Below are 16,403 nucleotides of genomic sequence, written 5' to 3'. Positions count from 1 at the left end.
TTGGGTCTCGACCCAACCTACGCTCTGTTTAAAAACCGTATGGATTATTAGGTTATTTCACTATAAAAATCGCCTGCTGCTCAGTCGGGGCTGTGCGAAAAATGTTAAAATGGCGGGAGTCTGAACCGAGTCATACCGCAAACCCGGTTCCCTTCACGCCAACCCCTATTTTCAGACGGCCTTTATGCTCACCGATTTAGAAAAAAACGCCATTCGCGACCACTACCACAACATCGGTAAAAACCTGCCCAATTTCCGCCCCCGTGCCGCCCAGCGGGAAATGATCGCCGCCATCGCCAACACCTTTGCCCGCACGCAGACAAGGGAAGAAGGACAGGAAGCGCCCAAACGGGAAGGCGAAAGCATTATCGTGATTGAAGGGCCGACCGGTGTCGGCAAATCGCTGGCGTATCTGCTGGCGGGCGGTATTATGGCGCAGACCAGAGGTAAACGGCTGATTGTGAGCAGCGCTACCATCGCCCTGCAGGAGCAGCTGGTGGAGCGGGATTTGCCGTTTCTGGTCGAAAAAAGCGGCTTGGAACTGACTTTTGCTCTCGCCAAAGGTCGCGGCCGCTATCTCTGCCCCTACAAACTCTACCAACTCACGCAGGGCAACGCCCAGCAAAGCCTGCTCGGTTTTGAAACGCCGGCGGTATTGTGGGACAGCAAACCCAAGCCCGAAGAATTGGCGCTGCTGAACAATATGTCGGATGAATTTTCCGCCCGCCGCTTCAATGGCGATAGAGATACTTGGCCCGAAAAAATCGACGACGGGATATGGTTCAAAATCACCAACGACCGCCACGGCTGCCTCAAAGCCGCCTGCCCCAACCGCAGCGAATGCCCGTTTTATCTGGCACGGGATACATTGGAAACCGTTGATGTAGTGGTTGCCAACCACGATTTGCTGCTGGCCGACATCAGCATGGGCGGCGGCGTGATTCTGCCCGCCCCCGAAAACAGTTTCTACTGCATAGACGAGGCGCACCATCTGCCCAAAAAAGCCCTCAGCCAGTTTGCCGCCGAACATTCGTGGAATACCGCCGTATGGAGCTTGGAAAAACTGCCGCAAATCACCGCCAAAATCGCTGCCGTCGCCGACAAAACCGAACTGGCCAACCTTGCCGACGAAGCCGCCGCCTCGCTGCTCGACAGCCTGCACGAATGGCAATTCCACCTTGCCGAAGCCCCCGAGCTTTCCCTGATGCCGTCTGAAAACGAGCGCAGCACGTTTCGCCAAAACGAGCGTGAATCCGATTTCGGCCGCAAAAACAGCGACCCCGTCTGGCTGTGGCAAGACGGACAAATCCCCGAAGGCTTGGAAACCTTGGTGCAAAACACCGGCGTAGCCGCCCGCAGCTTGCTTAAACACGTTTACAGCCTCAACGACGCACTTTCCGGCTGCCGCAGAGACAAAGAGCAAGACAGCGCCCTTATCGACCGCCTCAGCACCGAATTCGGCATGTTTGTTGCCCGAGCCGAACAAATCAGCGCCGTGTGGGACTTGATTTCCACCGTTCCCGCCGAGGGCGAAGAGCCGCTGGCAAAATGGATTACCCGCCGCATAGACGACAAAAACGACTATGTGTTCAACGCCAGCCCCATCAGCAGCGCCGGCCATCTCGCCAACAGCCTGTGGCGGCGTGCCGCAGGTGCCGTATTGACCTCTGCCACCCTGCAATCCTTGGGTAACTTCAACCTGCTGTTGCGCCAAACCGGCCTTGTCTGGCTGCCCGAAACCGCCACCCTCGCCCTCAAAAGCCCGTTTGACTTTGAAAAACAGGGCGAACTCTACCTGCCGCCGATTTACGCCAGCCCGAAAGACCCCGTTGCCCACACCGCCGCCGTCGCAGAATGGCTGCCCAAATTGATTGCCGCCGACCAAGCCATCGGCACATTGGTACTGTTTTCCTCCCGCCGACAAATGCAGGAAGTCGCCCTGCGCCTGCCCGACGACTACCTGCCGCTGTTGCTGATACAGGGCGAGCTGCCCAAAACCGTATTGCTGCAACGCCACTATGAAGCCCTGAAAGCAGGCAACGCCAGTATTATTTTCGGATTAGACAGCTTTGCCGAAGGGCTGGATCTGCCCGGCGAAGCCTGCGTGCAGGTCATCATCGCCAAACTCCCGTTTTCCATGCCCGACAATCCCATCGAGAAAACCCAAAACCGCTGGATCGAGCAGCGGGGCGGCAACCCCTTTATCGAAATTACCGTTCCCGAAGCCAGCATCAAACTCGTCCAAGCCGTCGGCCGCCTGATCCGCACCGAACAAGACTACGGCCGGGTAACAATACTCGACAACCGAGTCAAAACCCAACGCTACGGCCAACAATTATTGGCATGTTTGCCACCGTTTAAACGGATTGGGTAAGCAGAAAATAAAACAAGGCCGTCTGAAAAGTTAAGATTGAGTGTTTTTGCAGTGCTGCAACCGAATTTGTTTTTGGATGGATTTTATTATGGCAAACAGATTGGCGGATATTCTTAATCGGCGCACTCATCAAGATTTCACATCTTAAAAAAGAAAATGCAATATATGAATTTACGGTTTAACACAGACTTAATTGCCGGTTACCGCAGCCCAAGACAAATTATCAGGCGCTTATCGGAAGACTGGTTGGCACATAACGGTTATTGTCCGAATTGCGGCAACCGGCCTATACAACCGTTTGCTAACAACACAAAAGTGGGCGACTTTTTTTGCACCGAGTGTAACGAACAATTTGAATTGAAAAGTAAAAGCGGACTTTCAACCGGTAAAAAAATCCCTGATGGTGCCTACAACAGTATGATTGCCCGTATACAGGCTGAAGATAATCCCAACTTTTTGTTTTTAGCCTATAAAAAAGCTGATTATTCTGTGCAGCAACTTATCTTAGTACCCAAACATTTTGTGAACGTGAAAATGATTGTTCCACGAAACAAGCCATTGAAAAATCGAGAAAATTATCTGATGTGTGATATGGACATCAGCAGTTTGCCGGAAAGCGGTAAAATCCTATTGGTTGATCAGGCTCGAATGATTGACCCCGGAAAAGTACGCCAACAATGGCAATCTCATTTGTTCATGCGTCAGCAACAAAGCAAGAGCAAAGGTTGGTTGCTTGCCATAATGAAGTGTATTGACCAATTACCTGAACAATTCGATTTGCGGCAAATGTATGTATTTGAACAAGCATTATTGCGGCAATTTCCCGAAAATCGACATATTAAAGAGAAAATCCGCCAACAGTTGCAAATCCTACGCAATCACGGGGTAATTGAGTTTTCAAATCGGGGAAAATATCGGAAAGTGAAGCCGTAAACTTTTTAAGTCGTTAATTAAATTTAAGATTTTGACGTATTTCTAACATGTAAACTAAGATTCCTCCACATCAGCCCAAAAGATAAGGCAAGGCCGTCTGAAAATCGAAAACATCATTTTCAGACGGCCTTGTTTTATTGCACTATGTCTTAGGAAAAAACCGTTCACCCCCTCGGATAAAACTGCACCAAATTTTCCCCCTGCGGTAGCTTCAAGGCTTTAACGGCGTGGCCGTATACGGTTTCCAGCGTAACCGTGAGGCCGCCTTCTTCTGCGAAAATGCGGTCGATACAGGCTTGGGCGGCTTCGGGGCGGTCGAAGGTGATGGCTTGCGAGAGGCCCAATGTGTCCATATCTTGTCGGAAGGTGTCGGCTTTTTTGTAGTGCAGTTCGAGCTTGGCGGTGTCGGTTACCGGGTCGTAGAAGCCGTTGCCGGCGAGCATGTCGCCGATGTCGTGCATGTCGATTAAAGTTGGGGCGTGGCAATGAATGCCGTGGTTTTTCAGACGGCTTGTGAGTTCCGCCAGCGTGTCTTGTCCGAAGTGGGTGAAAAACAGCAGACCGTCGGTTTTGAGGGCGTTTGCCCAGTTTTGGAACACGGGCGGGAGTTCGGCGGCGGTTATCAGGCCGAGGTTGGCCCACAGCATATCGGCGGCGGCTTGGGGCAGCGGGTCGGTCGGGCTTTGGCAGGTTTGGGGAACGGTTTTGCCGGTGAGTTTTTGCCAGAAACCGGTTTTGCGCTCGGCTGCGGCGGCTTGAAGAAATTCGGGGCGGCTGTCGTATTCGGCAAACTCGGCGTGCGGATAGCGTGCGGCGAGCAGGCGGCGGCTGGTGTCGGCATCGGCACCGCATAAGAGAATGCGTTGCGGCGTGCTGCGAACCAGCGTCAGGCGTTGGTCGGTGGTTTCGGCGAGATGGCGGTGGATTTGCCAGCGGTCGGTCATGGCGGTTGCTCTTAAAATTGCGGGTTTTCAGACGGCCTGTATGTGGTTTGAGGCCGTCTGAAAACGGGGTTTGAGTTTACGGGCGCTCGGATGGCGTGTTTTGATTGATAACGCAGATCGGGAAATTTCCCGGATTTTTGCCGCCGCCCAAGTCTAAGCAGGTGTCTTCATAAAGATGGTTTTGAAACACCATACCGGCATAAAATGCGGCGGCAAGGGTCAGCAGCAGCACGGCGGTTTTTATCAGGCGGTTTGGTTTCGGATTCATCATAACGGGCTGTTCAGGTTGATAAATTCTGTCCACAAGGCGGCGAACTGTTGCGCATGGCTGAGAAACGGCGCATGGGCGGCATGGTCGATCAGGTGCAGCGTGCTGTTTGGCAGATGGCGGTTGAGATATTCGCCCATGCGGGGCGGCGTGATGGCATCTTTTGCGCCGAAAATCAGCAGTGTCGGGGCGGAAATATCGGGCAGCAGCGAGCGGGCATCGGCCTGTTCGACCGCATCCAGTGCCGCTTCCAAGGTCAGCGGTGCGCCGTGGCGGGCGATGTTGGGCAGCACTTTGTCCAGCATTTCGCCCGCATTTTGCGTATGCAGCAACTGTAATTGTAAAAACTGTTTGATATACTTGGCATAATTTTGTTGAAATGCCGCCACCATTTTGCGCAGTGCCGGTTGGCACAGCCCTTCGGGATAATCGTCGGCCGCCCCCAGTTTGGCAAAACCGGCGGTCAGGCAGAGCGAAGCGGTTTTATCGGGGTGGCGTGCCGCCAAGTGCAGCGCAATCAGGCCGCCGAGCGACCAGCCGAGAATATGGGCGGGGCGTTTGATTTCGGTAGCGAACGAATCGGCAATGCCCGCAAGGTCAAACGTATCGCCAAACGCTGCACCGCCGTGGCCCGGCAAATCGAGGGCGTGAACGGTAAAATGCGGCGGCAGGCGGTCGGCCAAATCATCAAAAACATGGCGGTTGGCGCCCCAACCGTGAATCAGGTAAACATCTTGAGCGGAGGTCGGCATGGCTGTTCTCTCTTTTTTGCAAAAGCTGCGGCGGCAGCACTGTCTATTATGCCACGATTTGTGCCGCCGTTCGGATTCAGACGGCCTGTGCAGCGGCTGTCGGGCGGATTTGGCAAGCGGATTGTGCGACGGGGACAACAGTTGCCCCCTGTGTTTCCGCCCGATTGCCGGCGGCGCAGTGTGTGGAAGTTGCCAGCAGAAGCCGCCGCATTTCGACCGCCTGTGGGCTTCGCTGTATTACGAACCGCCGATCAGAAGCATTATCCATCTATTCAAACACTTATCCGACTTGTCGCCCGTTCGCCCGCTGGTGTCGCTGATGACGCAAAACCCACCGCCGTGGCTGGCGCAGGAGCGGATAGACGGCGTATTGCCCGTTCCCTTGAGCAAAAACCGCAGGCTGTATCGGGGATTCAACCAAAGCGAGGAGCTGGCGGAACGCTTGGCGGCGCTGTACGGCTGGCGGATTTTCCCGCACGATACCGTATTGCGTGCCGACAAACCGCCGCAAAGTACGCTGAAAAGCAGCGAACGTCGGCGAAATGTCCGTAATATTTTTCAAGGTCGGACGCAGTTTCCGCCGGATTGTAATATTTTGTTAATCGATGACGTGCTGACCACCGGCGCAACATTGGATGAATTGGCCAAGACCCTGAAAAAATCAGGTGCTGCCGAAGTTTTTTGCTGGACGCTCGCCCGTTCCCGTTTGAAAAAATAACTAAATTTTTTGACACCGCCGAACGCCTGTGGCATTTTATGGCGTTTCGGTAATTCATAAGTGGCTGATTTATATGTTTACTATCGTTCTCTACCAACCCGAAATCCCGCCGAATACCGGAAACATTATCCGCCTGTGCGCCAATACCGGCGCTGATTTGCACTTGGTGAAACCGCTTGGATTTCCGCTGGATTCCGCCAAAATGAAACGTGCCGGGCTGGATTACCATGAATTTGCCAAGCTGACGGTACACGAAAACTTTGCCGACTGCCTGCAAGCCTTGGAAGGCCGCCGCATTTTTGCGCTGACCACCAAAGGCACAACCCGCCCCGATCGGGCGGATTTTCAAGCCGGCGACGTTTTTCTGTTCGGCCCCGAAACCCGAGGCCTGCCTGCCGAAATCCTCGACAGCCTGCCGCCGCAGCAGAAACTGCGCCTGCCCATGCTGCCCGACAGCCGCAGCATGAATCTGTCGAACACCGTTGCCGTAATGCTGTTTGAAGCTTGGCGGCAAAACGACTACCTCGGCGGCGTGTAAGGCCGTCTGAAAACGAGCGAAGCGAATTTCAGCGAAGCTAAAACCGTAGGTTTCGCTAAAATTGCAGGCTTCGCTAAAACCACAGGGTTCAGCGAAGCTAAAACCGCAGGTTTCGCTAAAACGGGCAAAGCAAGTTCGCCAAACCAATGCTGAAACACTAAAACCGCAGACGGGTGCGGTTTCGGTAACGATAAATGCCGCCAAAGCGGCAACCCGCCGATGATTAACTCGAGAATGGACTTGGTTTTGACTGTTCAAAAAAGCAACGCATCTTTCCTGTGTGCCGCATTGGCGGCGTTCCTGACCGCACCGGCGTTTGCCGATAGTGCCAATCTTATTTATCCCGATACCGCAGTCAGCGCCGAAAAGCTGCACCCTTCGGCCAACCGCAGCTATCAGGTCAAAGGCAAACGCTACACGCCGATGACCCGCATTACCCCGTTTAGCGAAACCGGCAAGTCCTCGTGGTATGGCGGCCAATTCCACGGCCGCAAAACCGCCAGCGGCGAACGTTACAATATGAACGCCCTCACCGCCGCCCACCGCACTTTACCGATTCCCAGCTACGCCAAAGTAACCAATATCCGCAACGGCAAAAGCGTGATTGTCCGAGTAAACGACCGCGGCCCGTTTCACGGTAGCCGTGTGATGGACGTATCCAAAGCCGCTGCCCAGCAGCTCGGTTTTGTCAAACAGGGGACGGCCGACATCAAAATCGAACAGATTGTTCCCGGCTTGAACACCGCAGAAGCCCGCTCCGCCCATTTGGGCGAAGCCTTCGGCTTTCAGACGGCCTCTTTGACGCAACCCCAGACAGTCGGCAATATTTATGTTGATTTGAAAAGTTTCGGTACTGAAGCCGAAGCGCAAGCCTATCTGACCCAAACCGGCCAACGCCTGCCGCAGAACACGCCGAAACTGTCGGTGGAAAAACGCAGCTACGAATACACCGTCCGCATGGGCCCGTTTGCCGACCACAAACACGCCGCCGTTGCCGAGCAGCAGGTGAAAAACGGTTTGTTGCCACCGGCGATTTGATCGGGAAGAGCGGTTTTCCATACAATATGGTATGGTTTTATATGGAAAGTAAATGCTTTTCGCTATAATAGGCCGTCTGAAAACCGTAACAGCGGTTTTCAGACGGCTTTTTTGTGCATAATCAACAGGGAAAACAAGATGATAGGTAGGTTGAGCGGTAAGCTGGTCGAGAAAATGCCGCCGCAGGTGGTGGTTGATGTCGGCGGGGTCGGGTATGAAGTCGAGGTGTCGATGCAGACGTTTTACCGGCTGCCGCCGCTTCAGGAACAGGTGCAGCTTTATATTCAGCAGGTGGTGCGGGAAGATGCGCATTTGCTGTTTGGGTTTGCCGATGCGGCCGAGCGTGCGACGTTTCGCCAGTTGGTAAAGGTGAGCGGCATCGGGGCGAAAACGGCGTTGGGGATTTTGTCGGCGATGACGGCGGAAGAATTGGCGCAGGCGGTGGCGCAGGAAGATGTCAAGCGGCTGTCGTCTGCGCCGGGAATCGGTAAGAAAACGGCGGAACGCATGGTATTGGAATTGCGCGGCAAGCTGGTGTCGGCGGAGGTTTCAGACGGCCTGTTTGCACCTGCGGCCGCAGGGGGCAATCTGGACGATGTGGTTACGGCGCTGCTGGGTTTGGGCTACAACGAGCGTGAGGCGAAGGCGGCGGTGAAAGGGTTGCCGCAGGATTGTGATGTGGCCGACGGCATCCGTTTGGCTTTGCGTAATTTGTTGAAATAAAATCAATATTTAAACAATTCATACTGTTTTATCGTAAATCAACCGAAAAAATATGACACTACAGCGAGCCACCCTTCTTCTAGCCCCTTCCCGCCAGCGGGACGGGGAACAAAGTGCAGGTGGATCAACTTAGTTTGCCGATTTGTACAGAAAATTCGGTGTTTTAACTATAAAACGGGGGGCATGGGTTCTCCCGATATGATGAAACGCTGTTGCCCGCCGCTTGATTTGGGAAACCCTGCTTTTCCTGTTTGAAATTGGTGGGGCTGGGCTTTCGGGGTATAGTCGGGAAATCATTCAGGCCGTCTGAAAATCGGGGGAACGGTTTTTCAGACGGCATCAGTACGCTTCTAAAAACATTATTTGTGATTTCGGAATAATAATACAATGATTCAAAAGATATTTTCATGGTTCGAACGGCGGATTGATCCGTATCCCGAGGCGGCACCGTCCACGCCCGAAAAAGGTTTGTGGCGGTTTATGTGGAGCAGCATTGCCGGCGTACGCAAATGGATTGTGATACTCGCTTTGATGACGGCGGTGGTCGGCATTACCGAGGCGCTGCTGTTCCAATTTATGGGTAAAGTGGTCGATTGGCTCGGCAAATATACGCCGCAGACGCTGTTTGCCGAAAAAGGCTGGGCGCTGGCGGCAATGGCGGCGATGATGCTGTTTTCGGTGGGCTGGACGTTTCTCACCTCCAACGTGCGCCTGCAAACCCTGCAGGGCGTGTTCCCCATGCGGCTGCGCTGGAATTTCCACCGCCTGATGCTGAACCAAAGCCTCGGTTTTTATCAGGACGAATTTGCCGGACGGGTGTCGGCGAAAGTGATGCAGACGGCGCTGGCGCTGCGTGATGCAGTGATGACGGTTGCCGATATGGTGGTGTATGTCTTGGTGTATTTTATTACGTCCGGCGTGATTCTGGCGGCGCTCGACGCTTGGCTGCTGTTGCCCTTTATCGGCTGGATAATCGGTTTTACCCTGATTATGCGGTTTCTGATTCCGAAATTGGGCAAAACCGCCGCCCGTCAGGCCGATGCCCGTTCGCTGATGACCGGCCGCATTACCGATGCCTATTCCAACATCACCACCGTAAAACTGTTTTCCCACGGCGCACGGGAAGCAGCGTATGCCAAACAGTCGATGGAAGAATTTATGCAGACGGTACACGCCCAAATGCGACTCGCCACGCTGCTGCACACCTGCAGCTTTATGGTAAACACCGCCCTCACCCTGTCCGCCGCCGCCTTGGGCATCTGGCTGTGGCACCAAGGACAGGTCGGCGTGGGCGCAGTGGCCACCGCCACCGCCATGGCATTGCGGGTAAACGGCCTGTCGCAATACATCATGTGGGAATCGGCACGCCTGTTTGAAAACATCGGCACCGTCAGCGACGGCATGGCTACGCTTTCCAAGCCGCACACCATCATCGACCGCCCCAACGCCTTGCCGCTTGCCGTCGAAACCGGCGGCATCCGTTTCGAACACGTCGATTTTTCCTACGAAGCAGGCAAACCGCTGCTCAACGGCTTCAACCTCAACGTCAGACCCGGCGAAAAAGTAGGCCTGATCGGCAGAAGCGGCGCAGGCAAATCCACCATCGTCAACCTGTTGCTGCGGTTTTACGAACCGCAGAGCGGCAGCATTCTGATTGACGGCAAAAACATCAACGACGTTACCCAAGAAAGCCTGCGCGCCCAAATCGGCTTGGTTACGCAAGACACCTCGCTGCTGCACCGCTCGGTGCGGGACAACATCATCTACGGCCGCCCCGATGCCACCGAAGCCGAAATGATTTCCGCCGCCGAACGTGCCGAAGCCGCCGGATTTATCCCCAACCTGAGCGATGCCAAAGGCCGCCGGGGCTACGATGCCCACGTCGGCGAACGGGGTGTCAAACTCTCCGGCGGCCAGCGCCAACGGATTGCCATCGCCCGGGTGATGCTCAAAGATGCCCCGATTTTACTGCTGGACGAAGCCACCAGCGCCCTCGATTCCGAAGTCGAAGCCGCCATTCAGGAAAGCCTCGACAAAATGATGGAAAACAAAACCGTGATTGCCATCGCCCACCGCCTCTCCACCATCGCCGCCATGGACCGGCTGATCGTGTTGGACAAAGGCCGGATTATCGAAGAAGGCACCCACGCCGAACTGCTGACGAAAAACGGCCTCTACGCCAAACTATGGGCGCACCAGAGCGGCGGCTTTTTGAGCGAACATATCGAATAAAACCGTTTTGGCACAACAAAACAGGCCGTCTGAAAATGAGCAAAAGCACATTTTCAGACGGCCTGTTTTTTGGTGGGCGTATAGTGGAAAGGCAAAAAAACAGCGCAAGGCAGGTTAATTCAATAGCGTGGTATTCTGTCGAATATTTCATTATAATCAACAGAATAAAGGGGGGAGATTATGCACATTTATTGCTTACTGTTTGATGATTACGAAACCTTGGATTTAATGGGGCCGGTCGAATTTCTGTTCCGAATTCCCCATGCGCAACTGCATTATGTGTCGCACACGGGCGGTGCAATCAGCAGCCGTCAGGGGTTTAGTGTCGCAACACAGCGTTTGAACACGTTGCCGCCCGATTCAGTTTTGCTGGTGCCGGGCGGACAGGGGACAAGGGCATTGGTCGGCAATCCTGATTTTATTCGGGCATTGTCAGATTGGGCGCAGCAGGCGAAATATTGTTTGTGTGTTTGCACAGGTTCGGCATTGTTGGCAAAAACAGGGCTGCTTGACGGATTGGCGGCCACTTCCAATAAAAAAGCCTTATCGTGGGTGGCCGGAGTAAATCATCAAGTCTGCTGGCAAACCTCCGCCCGTTGGACAGTATCCGGCAAATTTTACACCTCATCGGGTGTATCTGCGGGCATGGATATGGCACTGGCGTTTATTGCCGACTGTTTTGGCAACAATTTGGCAGAATCGATTGCCGACCATGCTGAATATATCCGCAACCGTTGCGCATCGCATGATCCGTTTGCCGCCACCGCAATTTTGCCCGAACATGCCGTCTGAAAATGGGCAAAAGTACATTTTCAGACGGCCTGTTGCTGTGCCATAATACAGCCGAACCATTTTTCCGGACAGGGCAAGCCCGTCCCCCTAACCGACCGCAAGGAATCCGCCATGCACGCTTTTTCTTTTGTTTGCAGAACCGTTGCCGTTTGTACCGCCGCTGTGGCGCTCAGCGCCTGTCCGAGCCATACCGCACCGAGCAAACAGGCAGAAACGCAGCGTCAGAGCAAGCCCCAAGCCGTTATCGGATTGGCGCTCGGCGGCGGCGCATCAAAAGGGTTTGCCCATATCGGCATTATCAAAGTATTGAAAGAAAACGGTATTCCGGTAAAAGTCGTTACCGGCACATCAGCCGGCTCGATTGTCGGCAGCCTCTACGCCTCAGGCATGTCGCCCGACCGTTTGGAATTGGAAGCCGAAGTTCTCGGCAAAGCCGATTTGGTCGATTTAACCCTGTCCACCAGCGGCTTTATCAAAGGCGAAAAACTGCAAAACTATATCAACCAAAAAGTCGGCGGCCGCCCGATTCAGCAGTTTCCGCTGAAATTCGCCGCCGTCGCCACCGATTTCCAAAGCGGCCGTGGCGTAGCGTTTAACAGCGGCAACGCAGGGCAGGCGGTCAGAGCTTCCGCCGCCATTCCCAACGTCTTCCAGCCCGTGCTGATCGGCGGCCGCCGCTATGTCGATGGCGGATTGTCGCAGCCCGTGCCGGTGAGTGCCGCCAAAAAACAGGGCGCAAACTTCGTGATTGCCGTGGACATTTCCGCCCGCCCCGACAGCAAACTGAGTACCAATTTCCTGTCGTATCTCGACCAAACCCTCAACATCATGAGTACCGCCGCCCTGCAAAACGAACTGGCGCAGGCAGACATCGTGATTAAACCGCAGGTCTTGTCGCTCGGCGCAATCGGCGGTTTCGACCAGAAAAAACGGGCCATCCAACTCGGCGAACAAGCCGCCCGCGCCGCCTTGCCCGACATCAAGCGCAAACTGGCCGCATACCGGTATTGATAACGACCTGATGCCGTCTGAAAACCGATTTCAGACGGCATAATGATGAATAGTTGGCCGAAATAGCCTTATTTTTGCCGCAACTGCGCCAGCAGTTCTTTCAATAACAGATTTTCTTCCTGTTTCTGCTGCAGCAAAATATCTTTTTGTGCCAACATTTCTTGCTGATGGCGAATCGTCAGCTTTAATTTTTCGATTTCGCCCACCCATTCCTGTGATGGGTAAGCATAAAACGAAATATCGCTGTTATTGTCGCCTTCGTTGATTTGACAGACAAAGCCTTTGTTTTCCGGCTGAACCAAGTCCCATAAATCCACATTGAATACCGTCGCAATCTGTTCCAAACGGGGGATATTCAGTTTCGTTTCACCCCTTTCGATTTTGGCGTAACCGTTGGTAGAAAGCCCCAATTTATCGGCAACTTCTTCCTGCGACCAATGGTTTAATTCTCTCATCAACCTAATCTTTTCAAAGGTTTTCATACATATCACTTTTTGTTAGCGGATTACCACTTTTAGGGTAAATTTCAAACCGTTGCTTGCTGGCTTCTTCCATTTTTGCTGCATAAAATCCTTTTCAGTTCCAATTACATTGATACAGAATTTTATGAAGCTGAAAATAAATATGACAGCTGTTTGTAGAAACTTTCAGCGCACAAAATAACACTATTTCTGTTAATCGGCAAACTTTGGTATCAAACATGCCCAAGCAGCCGAATCCGATCTGAAATTTGCTGTGATTTTAGCTTTGGAAAATATTTTGTTTTATCTCAACCTATAAGGAAATGATTATGAAAAAATTACTTATCGCCGTTGTTGCATTGTCTGTTTCAGGCGGGGTATATGCAGAACAATCTTGTAAATTATCTAATGCAGTCGTGCGTCAAGTACCACATGGAAAAATTATTTCTCGTATTAAAGCCCCGAAATCTGTTATTTTAGTTAAGCGATATAAAGATAACAATGGCCAGCAATGGGCTAATGTTGTATACGGAGAGTATGACCGAGAAGCTGGATTTGAAATGCAAGCTGATGGTTGGGTACCAAGCAAACAGCTGCGCAACTGTCGTTAAAAAGTGATTGTCGGTCGGTTTTCAGACGGCTTTTGAACTAAGCTAATAAGGGCTATTTTATGAAAAAATTAATGTGTGCAATCTTGGCTATTTGTGGCACTCAATTTGCGATGGCGGAGATCGGTAGTCTATACCGTTCGCAAACTATCGACTTAAAAATTGCAAAGGTAGGTTCGAAATACCGAGTAAATGCCGATTTGTCTGTCGGAGGTTGTGGTGGTAATTATTCCGGCACGGGGGCGCTTGCAGGGTCAACACTCAATGTTTTTGATGCACCAACTGCTCGGGAAAATGGTGGAGATTCGAGTGAATATATGATGAAAATCAAATTCTCCAATAATTTTCAAACTGCGAAAATTATCCACAGCCCGGGAATGTATTACTCAGGTGCGGCTTGCTCTTTTGTTGATGGCGGACAGCCTAATTTGAGAAAAGTCCGTTAACCAAAATAGCGGATAAATTTGTACTTATATAGCGAAACCATAGCAAAGAGAGGGGTTATCCGCTATAATCCGCCGTTCATACAGGTCAAACAGACAGTCGCCGCGTAATGCGTAAGGCTTACGGGGAGGAAAGTCCGGGCTCCAGAGAGCAGAATGCCGGCTAACGGCCGGGTGCGGTAACGCAACGGAAAGTGGAACAGAGAGCTGAACCGCCGATGGTTTGTGCTTGGGTGCAAACACAGGTAAGGGTGAAAAGGTGCGGTAAGAGCGCACCGTGCGGCTGGTAACAGTGCGCAGCGGGCTAAACCCCATTCGGAGCAAGACCAAACAGAACGCTTTGACGCTGCTCGCCGAGCGTTCGGGTAGGTTGCTGGAGCGCATCAGCAATGGTGTGCCTAGAGGAATGACTGTCCGACGACAGAACCCGGCTTACCGTTTGGGCTGTATGTCCGAAATATGGCGATGCCGTCTGAAAACTGCGTTTTTGCTTGGCGGAAACACGGTTTTCAGACGGCATTTTATTTTTGTATGCTTAAATCAGGCGGTTTATCCATACAGTTGGTAAAACGCCGGTACGGCCAATACGGCCAGTATCAGCAGGATGATTTTCTCGAAACCCTGCAGCTTCAGACGGCCGTGGAAGCGGTGTTGCGAATGCAGATACAGCAGTGCGCCGGGAAGATACAGCAGTACGGAAAACAGCAGGTATTCGGTGCCGGCGGCATAGACAATCCACAATGCGTACAGCGTGGCGGCGGCACCGATGAATTTGTATTTTGCACTCAGATTGCCCGCCAGCGCCAGTTTCAGCAGGTAAGCACCGATCAGCAGGTAGGGAATCAGAATCATGGAGGTGGACACCATCAGCAGCGTGGAATAGCTGTTGCCGGTTTGCCACACCAAAAACAGGCATAATTGGACGGTAAGGGTGGTAAACAGCAGCGATCCGTGCGGCACGCCGTTGGCGTTCAGGCGGATAAATGATTTGGGGAATGCGCCGTTTTTCGCTCCCAAATGCGGAATTTCGGTGGCATACAGTGTCCAGCTCAGATAAGACGACAATACCGATACAATCAGGCAAACGCTGATTAAGACTTTGCCCCAGCCGCCGACCATATACGCCAACACGCCCGCCATCGAAGGGTTGGCCATCGCCGCAATGTCGGCACGGGGCAAAATGCCCTGCGCCAGCACGGTAATCGCCACATACATCAGCAACACCAATACCACGCCCAACACGGTTGCCCGACCGACATCCTCCCGTCGGCGGGCGTATTTGGACAACACCGCTGCGCCTTCAATACCGGTAAACACCCACAGCGTAATCAGCATGGTGTTTTTCACTTGGGACATAATGCCGACATCGGGTTGTTCCGGCGTTGCCAGCGTTGCGCCGCTCCAGTCCGCCATAAAAATATCGCTGCGGAAAAAATACGCCGCCAAGCCGATAAACACCATCAGCGGGAACACTTTGACAAACGTTGCCACCAAGTTCACCCCCGCCGCTTCTTTAATGCCGCGCGCCACCAGCCAGTAAATCAGCCATGCCACCGCCGACTCGCCGACAAAGGCGGCAAAAGTATTGCCCTTGCCGAACAGCACCGCATCGGGCGTGTCGGTAAACGTGCCGACGGCTTCAAATGCCACCACCAGATAGCCGACAATGCCGATGGTGGTACACAGCCAGTAGCCCCACGCCGAGAAAAAGCCCATCAGCCCGCCGAAACCCTCACGGGCGTAGGTGTAGATGCCGCCGTCCAGATCGGGGCGGAGTTTGGCCAGACAGGCAAAGGAAATGCCGAGAAAAATAATGCCGATGCCGGTAATCAGCCAGCCGATCAGCAATGCCTGCGAACCGGCGACTTCCGCCATATTCTGCGGCAGGCTGAAAATGCCCGAACCGATCATGGAACTGATCACCAGCGTGGTCAGCGCTGTCAGCCCGATTTTTGCTTGTGAAGACATAAATAATACCTTTTTGGAGTGCAATGATTGAGATATTGCCGAAACAAAATTCTCATACGGGCTTGGTTTGCTGCGCCGTATGGAAGCGTGTTTCAGTCGGTTGATATCGTGAAATAACCTCAAAGCACCACATCGTTGGCTTCGCTTTGCCGCCCTGTATTGCTTTGGGTTATTTCACTATAGTTAGAACACCGAATTTTCCATACAAAAGCAGGCGTAGGTTGAGGTTAGCGAGGCACGAGCGTAACCCAACAAAACCTTATGTTTCAAGGTATTTTCAATCGTGTTGGGTCTCGACCCAACCTACGCCCTGTTTAAAAACCGTATAAATTATTCAGTATATTCACTATATATTGTTTTTATTATATTTTCAGACGGCCTGTTTCTGCTGCAGGCCGTCTGAAAATGCGGTGGGAATTTTTACTCTTTATCTTACGGCAATCGTGATAGCAGCATAAACCGTTCATTTCAGGCAATCCAGCCCCACACGCAGCGAAAACGGTTAAAAAATTCAGTTGCCCAATCCGCCTGATACCGGATTCCCGCCTGTGCAGAAATGGCGAGTTGAGGTGTGAAACATTAATGGTGTTGAAACAATGT

16 protein-coding genes and 1 other RNA gene are annotated in these 16,403 nt (G+C 52.7%); 12 read left to right on the top strand and 5 right to left on the bottom strand.

What is annotated here, in order from left to right; genetic code table 11:
• Positions 1–184: 184 nt before the first annotated feature.
• Both dinG and PJU73_RS08050 read left to right on the top strand, forming a co-directional pair.
• Complete coding sequence (dinG, locus tag PJU73_RS08055; protein ID WP_237090709.1) at positions 185–2,374, top strand: ATP-dependent DNA helicase DinG; 2,190 nt, start codon at positions 185–187, stop codon at positions 2,372–2,374.
• A gap of 165 nt (positions 2,375–2,539) precedes the next feature.
• A complete protein-coding gene (locus tag PJU73_RS08050) occupies positions 2,540–3,307 on the top strand; it encodes a DpnI domain-containing protein (protein ID WP_237090811.1) in 768 nt (255 codons plus the stop codon).
• Between the two features lie 164 nt (positions 3,308–3,471).
• On the opposite strand, the gene PJU73_RS08045 is transcribed toward PJU73_RS08050, so the two are convergent.
• From PJU73_RS08045 to bioH, 3 genes are all read right to left on the bottom strand, one after another.
• Complete coding sequence (locus PJU73_RS08045; RefSeq protein ID WP_237090710.1) at positions 3,472–4,251, bottom strand: class I SAM-dependent methyltransferase; 780 nt, start codon at positions 4,249–4,251, stop codon at positions 3,472–3,474.
• Positions 4,252–4,327: 76 nt separating this feature from the next.
• A complete protein-coding gene (locus PJU73_RS08040; RefSeq protein WP_237090812.1) occupies positions 4,328–4,519 on the bottom strand; it encodes a hypothetical protein in 192 nt (63 codons plus the stop codon).
• The gene (gene bioH, locus PJU73_RS08035; RefSeq protein ID WP_237090711.1) at positions 4,519–5,271 is read right to left on the bottom strand and encodes a pimeloyl-ACP methyl ester esterase BioH; all 753 of its coding nucleotides are present in this window, start codon (positions 5,269–5,271) and stop codon (positions 4,519–4,521) included. Before bioH ends, PJU73_RS08040 begins: the two co-directional genes overlap by 1 nt.
• On the opposite strand from bioH, the gene PJU73_RS08030 reads away from it, so the two are divergent.
• The 7 genes from PJU73_RS08030 (at position 5,270) to PJU73_RS08000 (ending at position 12,323) form a co-directional block, all read left to right on the top strand.
• The gene (locus PJU73_RS08030; protein WP_237090712.1) at positions 5,270–5,989 is read left to right on the top strand and encodes a ComFC family protein; all 720 of its coding nucleotides are present in this window, start codon (positions 5,270–5,272) and stop codon (positions 5,987–5,989) included. The genes bioH and PJU73_RS08030 overlap by 2 nt on opposite strands.
• Positions 5,990–6,062: 73 nt before the next feature.
• Positions 6,063–6,527 (top strand): tRNA (uridine(34)/cytosine(34)/5-carboxymethylaminomethyluridine(34)-2'-O)-methyltransferase TrmL, encoded by a 465-nt coding sequence (gene trmL, locus PJU73_RS08025; protein WP_237090713.1) that lies wholly within the window; start codon positions 6,063–6,065, stop codon positions 6,525–6,527.
• 234 nt (positions 6,528–6,761) lie between these two features.
• Positions 6,762–7,565 carry a septal ring lytic transglycosylase RlpA family protein gene (locus tag PJU73_RS08020; RefSeq protein ID WP_443094052.1) on the top strand — a complete coding sequence of 268 codons (804 nt, stop codon included), beginning with the start codon at positions 6,762–6,764 and terminating at the stop codon, positions 7,563–7,565.
• A 138-nt stretch (positions 7,566–7,703) separates the two neighbouring features.
• The gene (ruvA, locus tag PJU73_RS08015; protein ID WP_237090714.1) at positions 7,704–8,288 is read left to right on the top strand and encodes a Holliday junction branch migration protein RuvA; all 585 of its coding nucleotides are present in this window, start codon (positions 7,704–7,706) and stop codon (positions 8,286–8,288) included.
• A 387-nt stretch (positions 8,289–8,675) separates the two neighbouring features.
• On the top strand, positions 8,676–10,520 hold the full coding sequence (locus PJU73_RS08010; protein ID WP_237090715.1) for an ABC transporter ATP-binding protein: 1,845 nt from the start codon (positions 8,676–8,678) through the stop codon (positions 10,518–10,520).
• A gap of 180 nt (positions 10,521–10,700) precedes the next feature.
• Positions 10,701–11,312, top strand: a complete 612-nt coding sequence (locus PJU73_RS08005) for a DJ-1/PfpI family protein (RefSeq protein WP_237090716.1) — start codon at positions 10,701–10,703, stop codon at positions 11,310–11,312.
• 111 nt (positions 11,313–11,423) lie between these two features.
• Positions 11,424–12,323: a patatin-like phospholipase family protein gene (locus PJU73_RS08000; protein ID WP_237090717.1), complete on the top strand. Its 900-nt coding sequence runs from the start codon at positions 11,424–11,426 to the stop codon at positions 12,321–12,323.
• Between the two features lie 68 nt (positions 12,324–12,391).
• Here PJU73_RS08000 and PJU73_RS07995 read toward each other — a convergent pair whose 3' ends face one another.
• Positions 12,392–12,805: a helix-turn-helix domain-containing protein gene (locus tag PJU73_RS07995; RefSeq protein ID WP_237090718.1), complete on the bottom strand. Its 414-nt coding sequence runs from the start codon at positions 12,803–12,805 to the stop codon at positions 12,392–12,394.
• Between the two features lie 308 nt (positions 12,806–13,113).
• Here PJU73_RS07995 and PJU73_RS07990 point away from each other — a divergent pair, with 308 nt between their 5' ends.
• The 3 genes from PJU73_RS07990 (at position 13,114) to rnpB (ending at position 14,286) form a co-directional block, all read left to right on the top strand.
• Positions 13,114–13,395: a hypothetical protein gene (locus tag PJU73_RS07990; protein WP_237090719.1), complete on the top strand. Its 282-nt coding sequence runs from the start codon at positions 13,114–13,116 to the stop codon at positions 13,393–13,395.
• Positions 13,396–13,454: 59 nt separating this feature from the next.
• Positions 13,455–13,838, top strand: coding sequence for a hypothetical protein (locus PJU73_RS07985; RefSeq protein ID WP_237090720.1), 384 nt, complete (start codon positions 13,455–13,457; stop codon positions 13,836–13,838).
• 81 nt (positions 13,839–13,919) lie between these two features.
• An RNA gene (gene rnpB, locus PJU73_RS07980) (RNase P RNA component class A) lies at positions 13,920–14,286 on the top strand.
• Positions 14,287–14,384: 98 nt separating this feature from the next.
• On the opposite strand, the gene PJU73_RS07975 is transcribed toward rnpB, so the two are convergent.
• Complete coding sequence (locus PJU73_RS07975; protein ID WP_237090721.1) at positions 14,385–15,803, bottom strand: basic amino acid/polyamine antiporter; 1,419 nt, start codon at positions 15,801–15,803, stop codon at positions 14,385–14,387.
• Between the last annotated feature and the right edge of the window lie 600 nt (positions 15,804–16,403).

It is taken from the genome of Neisseria lisongii (assembly GCF_028463985.1).
Classification (GTDB): Bacteria; Pseudomonadota; Gammaproteobacteria; order Burkholderiales; family Neisseriaceae; genus Neisseria; species Neisseria lisongii.
Note: the sequence above shows the minus strand (reverse complement) of the source record. Positions and strands in the feature narration are given on the sequence as shown.

What these genes read in the sequence shown, in the direction of transcription:
- dinG (WP_237090709.1), top strand. Translation starts at nt 185, where the DNA reads ATGCTCACCGATTTAGAAAAAAACGCCATTCGCGACCACTACCACAAC.
- PJU73_RS08050 (WP_237090811.1), top strand. Translation starts at nt 2,540, where the DNA reads ATGAATTTACGGTTTAACACAGACTTAATTGCCGGTTACCGCAGCCCA.
- PJU73_RS08045 (WP_237090710.1), bottom strand. Translation starts at nt 4,251, where the DNA reads ATGACCGACCGCTGGCAAATCCACCGCCATCTCGCCGAAACCACCGAC.
- PJU73_RS08040 (WP_237090812.1), bottom strand. Translation starts at nt 4,519, where the DNA reads ATGAATCCGAAACCAAACCGCCTGATAAAAACCGCCGTGCTGCTGCTG.
- PJU73_RS08030 (WP_237090712.1), top strand. Translation starts at nt 5,270, where the DNA reads ATGGCTGTTCTCTCTTTTTTGCAAAAGCTGCGGCGGCAGCACTGTCTA.
- bioH (WP_237090711.1), bottom strand. Translation starts at nt 5,271, where the DNA reads ATGCCGACCTCCGCTCAAGATGTTTACCTGATTCACGGTTGGGGCGCC.
- trmL (WP_237090713.1), top strand. Translation starts at nt 6,063, where the DNA reads ATGTTTACTATCGTTCTCTACCAACCCGAAATCCCGCCGAATACCGGA.
- PJU73_RS08020 (WP_443094052.1), top strand. Translation starts at nt 6,762, where the DNA reads ATGGACTTGGTTTTGACTGTTCAAAAAAGCAACGCATCTTTCCTGTGT.
- ruvA (WP_237090714.1), top strand. Translation starts at nt 7,704, where the DNA reads ATGATAGGTAGGTTGAGCGGTAAGCTGGTCGAGAAAATGCCGCCGCAG.
- PJU73_RS08010 (WP_237090715.1), top strand. Translation starts at nt 8,676, where the DNA reads ATGATTCAAAAGATATTTTCATGGTTCGAACGGCGGATTGATCCGTAT.
- PJU73_RS08005 (WP_237090716.1), top strand. Translation starts at nt 10,701, where the DNA reads ATGCACATTTATTGCTTACTGTTTGATGATTACGAAACCTTGGATTTA.
- PJU73_RS08000 (WP_237090717.1), top strand. Translation starts at nt 11,424, where the DNA reads ATGCACGCTTTTTCTTTTGTTTGCAGAACCGTTGCCGTTTGTACCGCC.
- PJU73_RS07995 (WP_237090718.1), bottom strand. Translation starts at nt 12,805, where the DNA reads ATGAAAACCTTTGAAAAGATTAGGTTGATGAGAGAATTAAACCATTGG.
- PJU73_RS07990 (WP_237090719.1), top strand. Translation starts at nt 13,114, where the DNA reads ATGAAAAAATTACTTATCGCCGTTGTTGCATTGTCTGTTTCAGGCGGG.
- PJU73_RS07985 (WP_237090720.1), top strand. Translation starts at nt 13,455, where the DNA reads ATGAAAAAATTAATGTGTGCAATCTTGGCTATTTGTGGCACTCAATTT.
- PJU73_RS07975 (WP_237090721.1), bottom strand. Translation starts at nt 15,803, where the DNA reads ATGTCTTCACAAGCAAAAATCGGGCTGACAGCGCTGACCACGCTGGTG.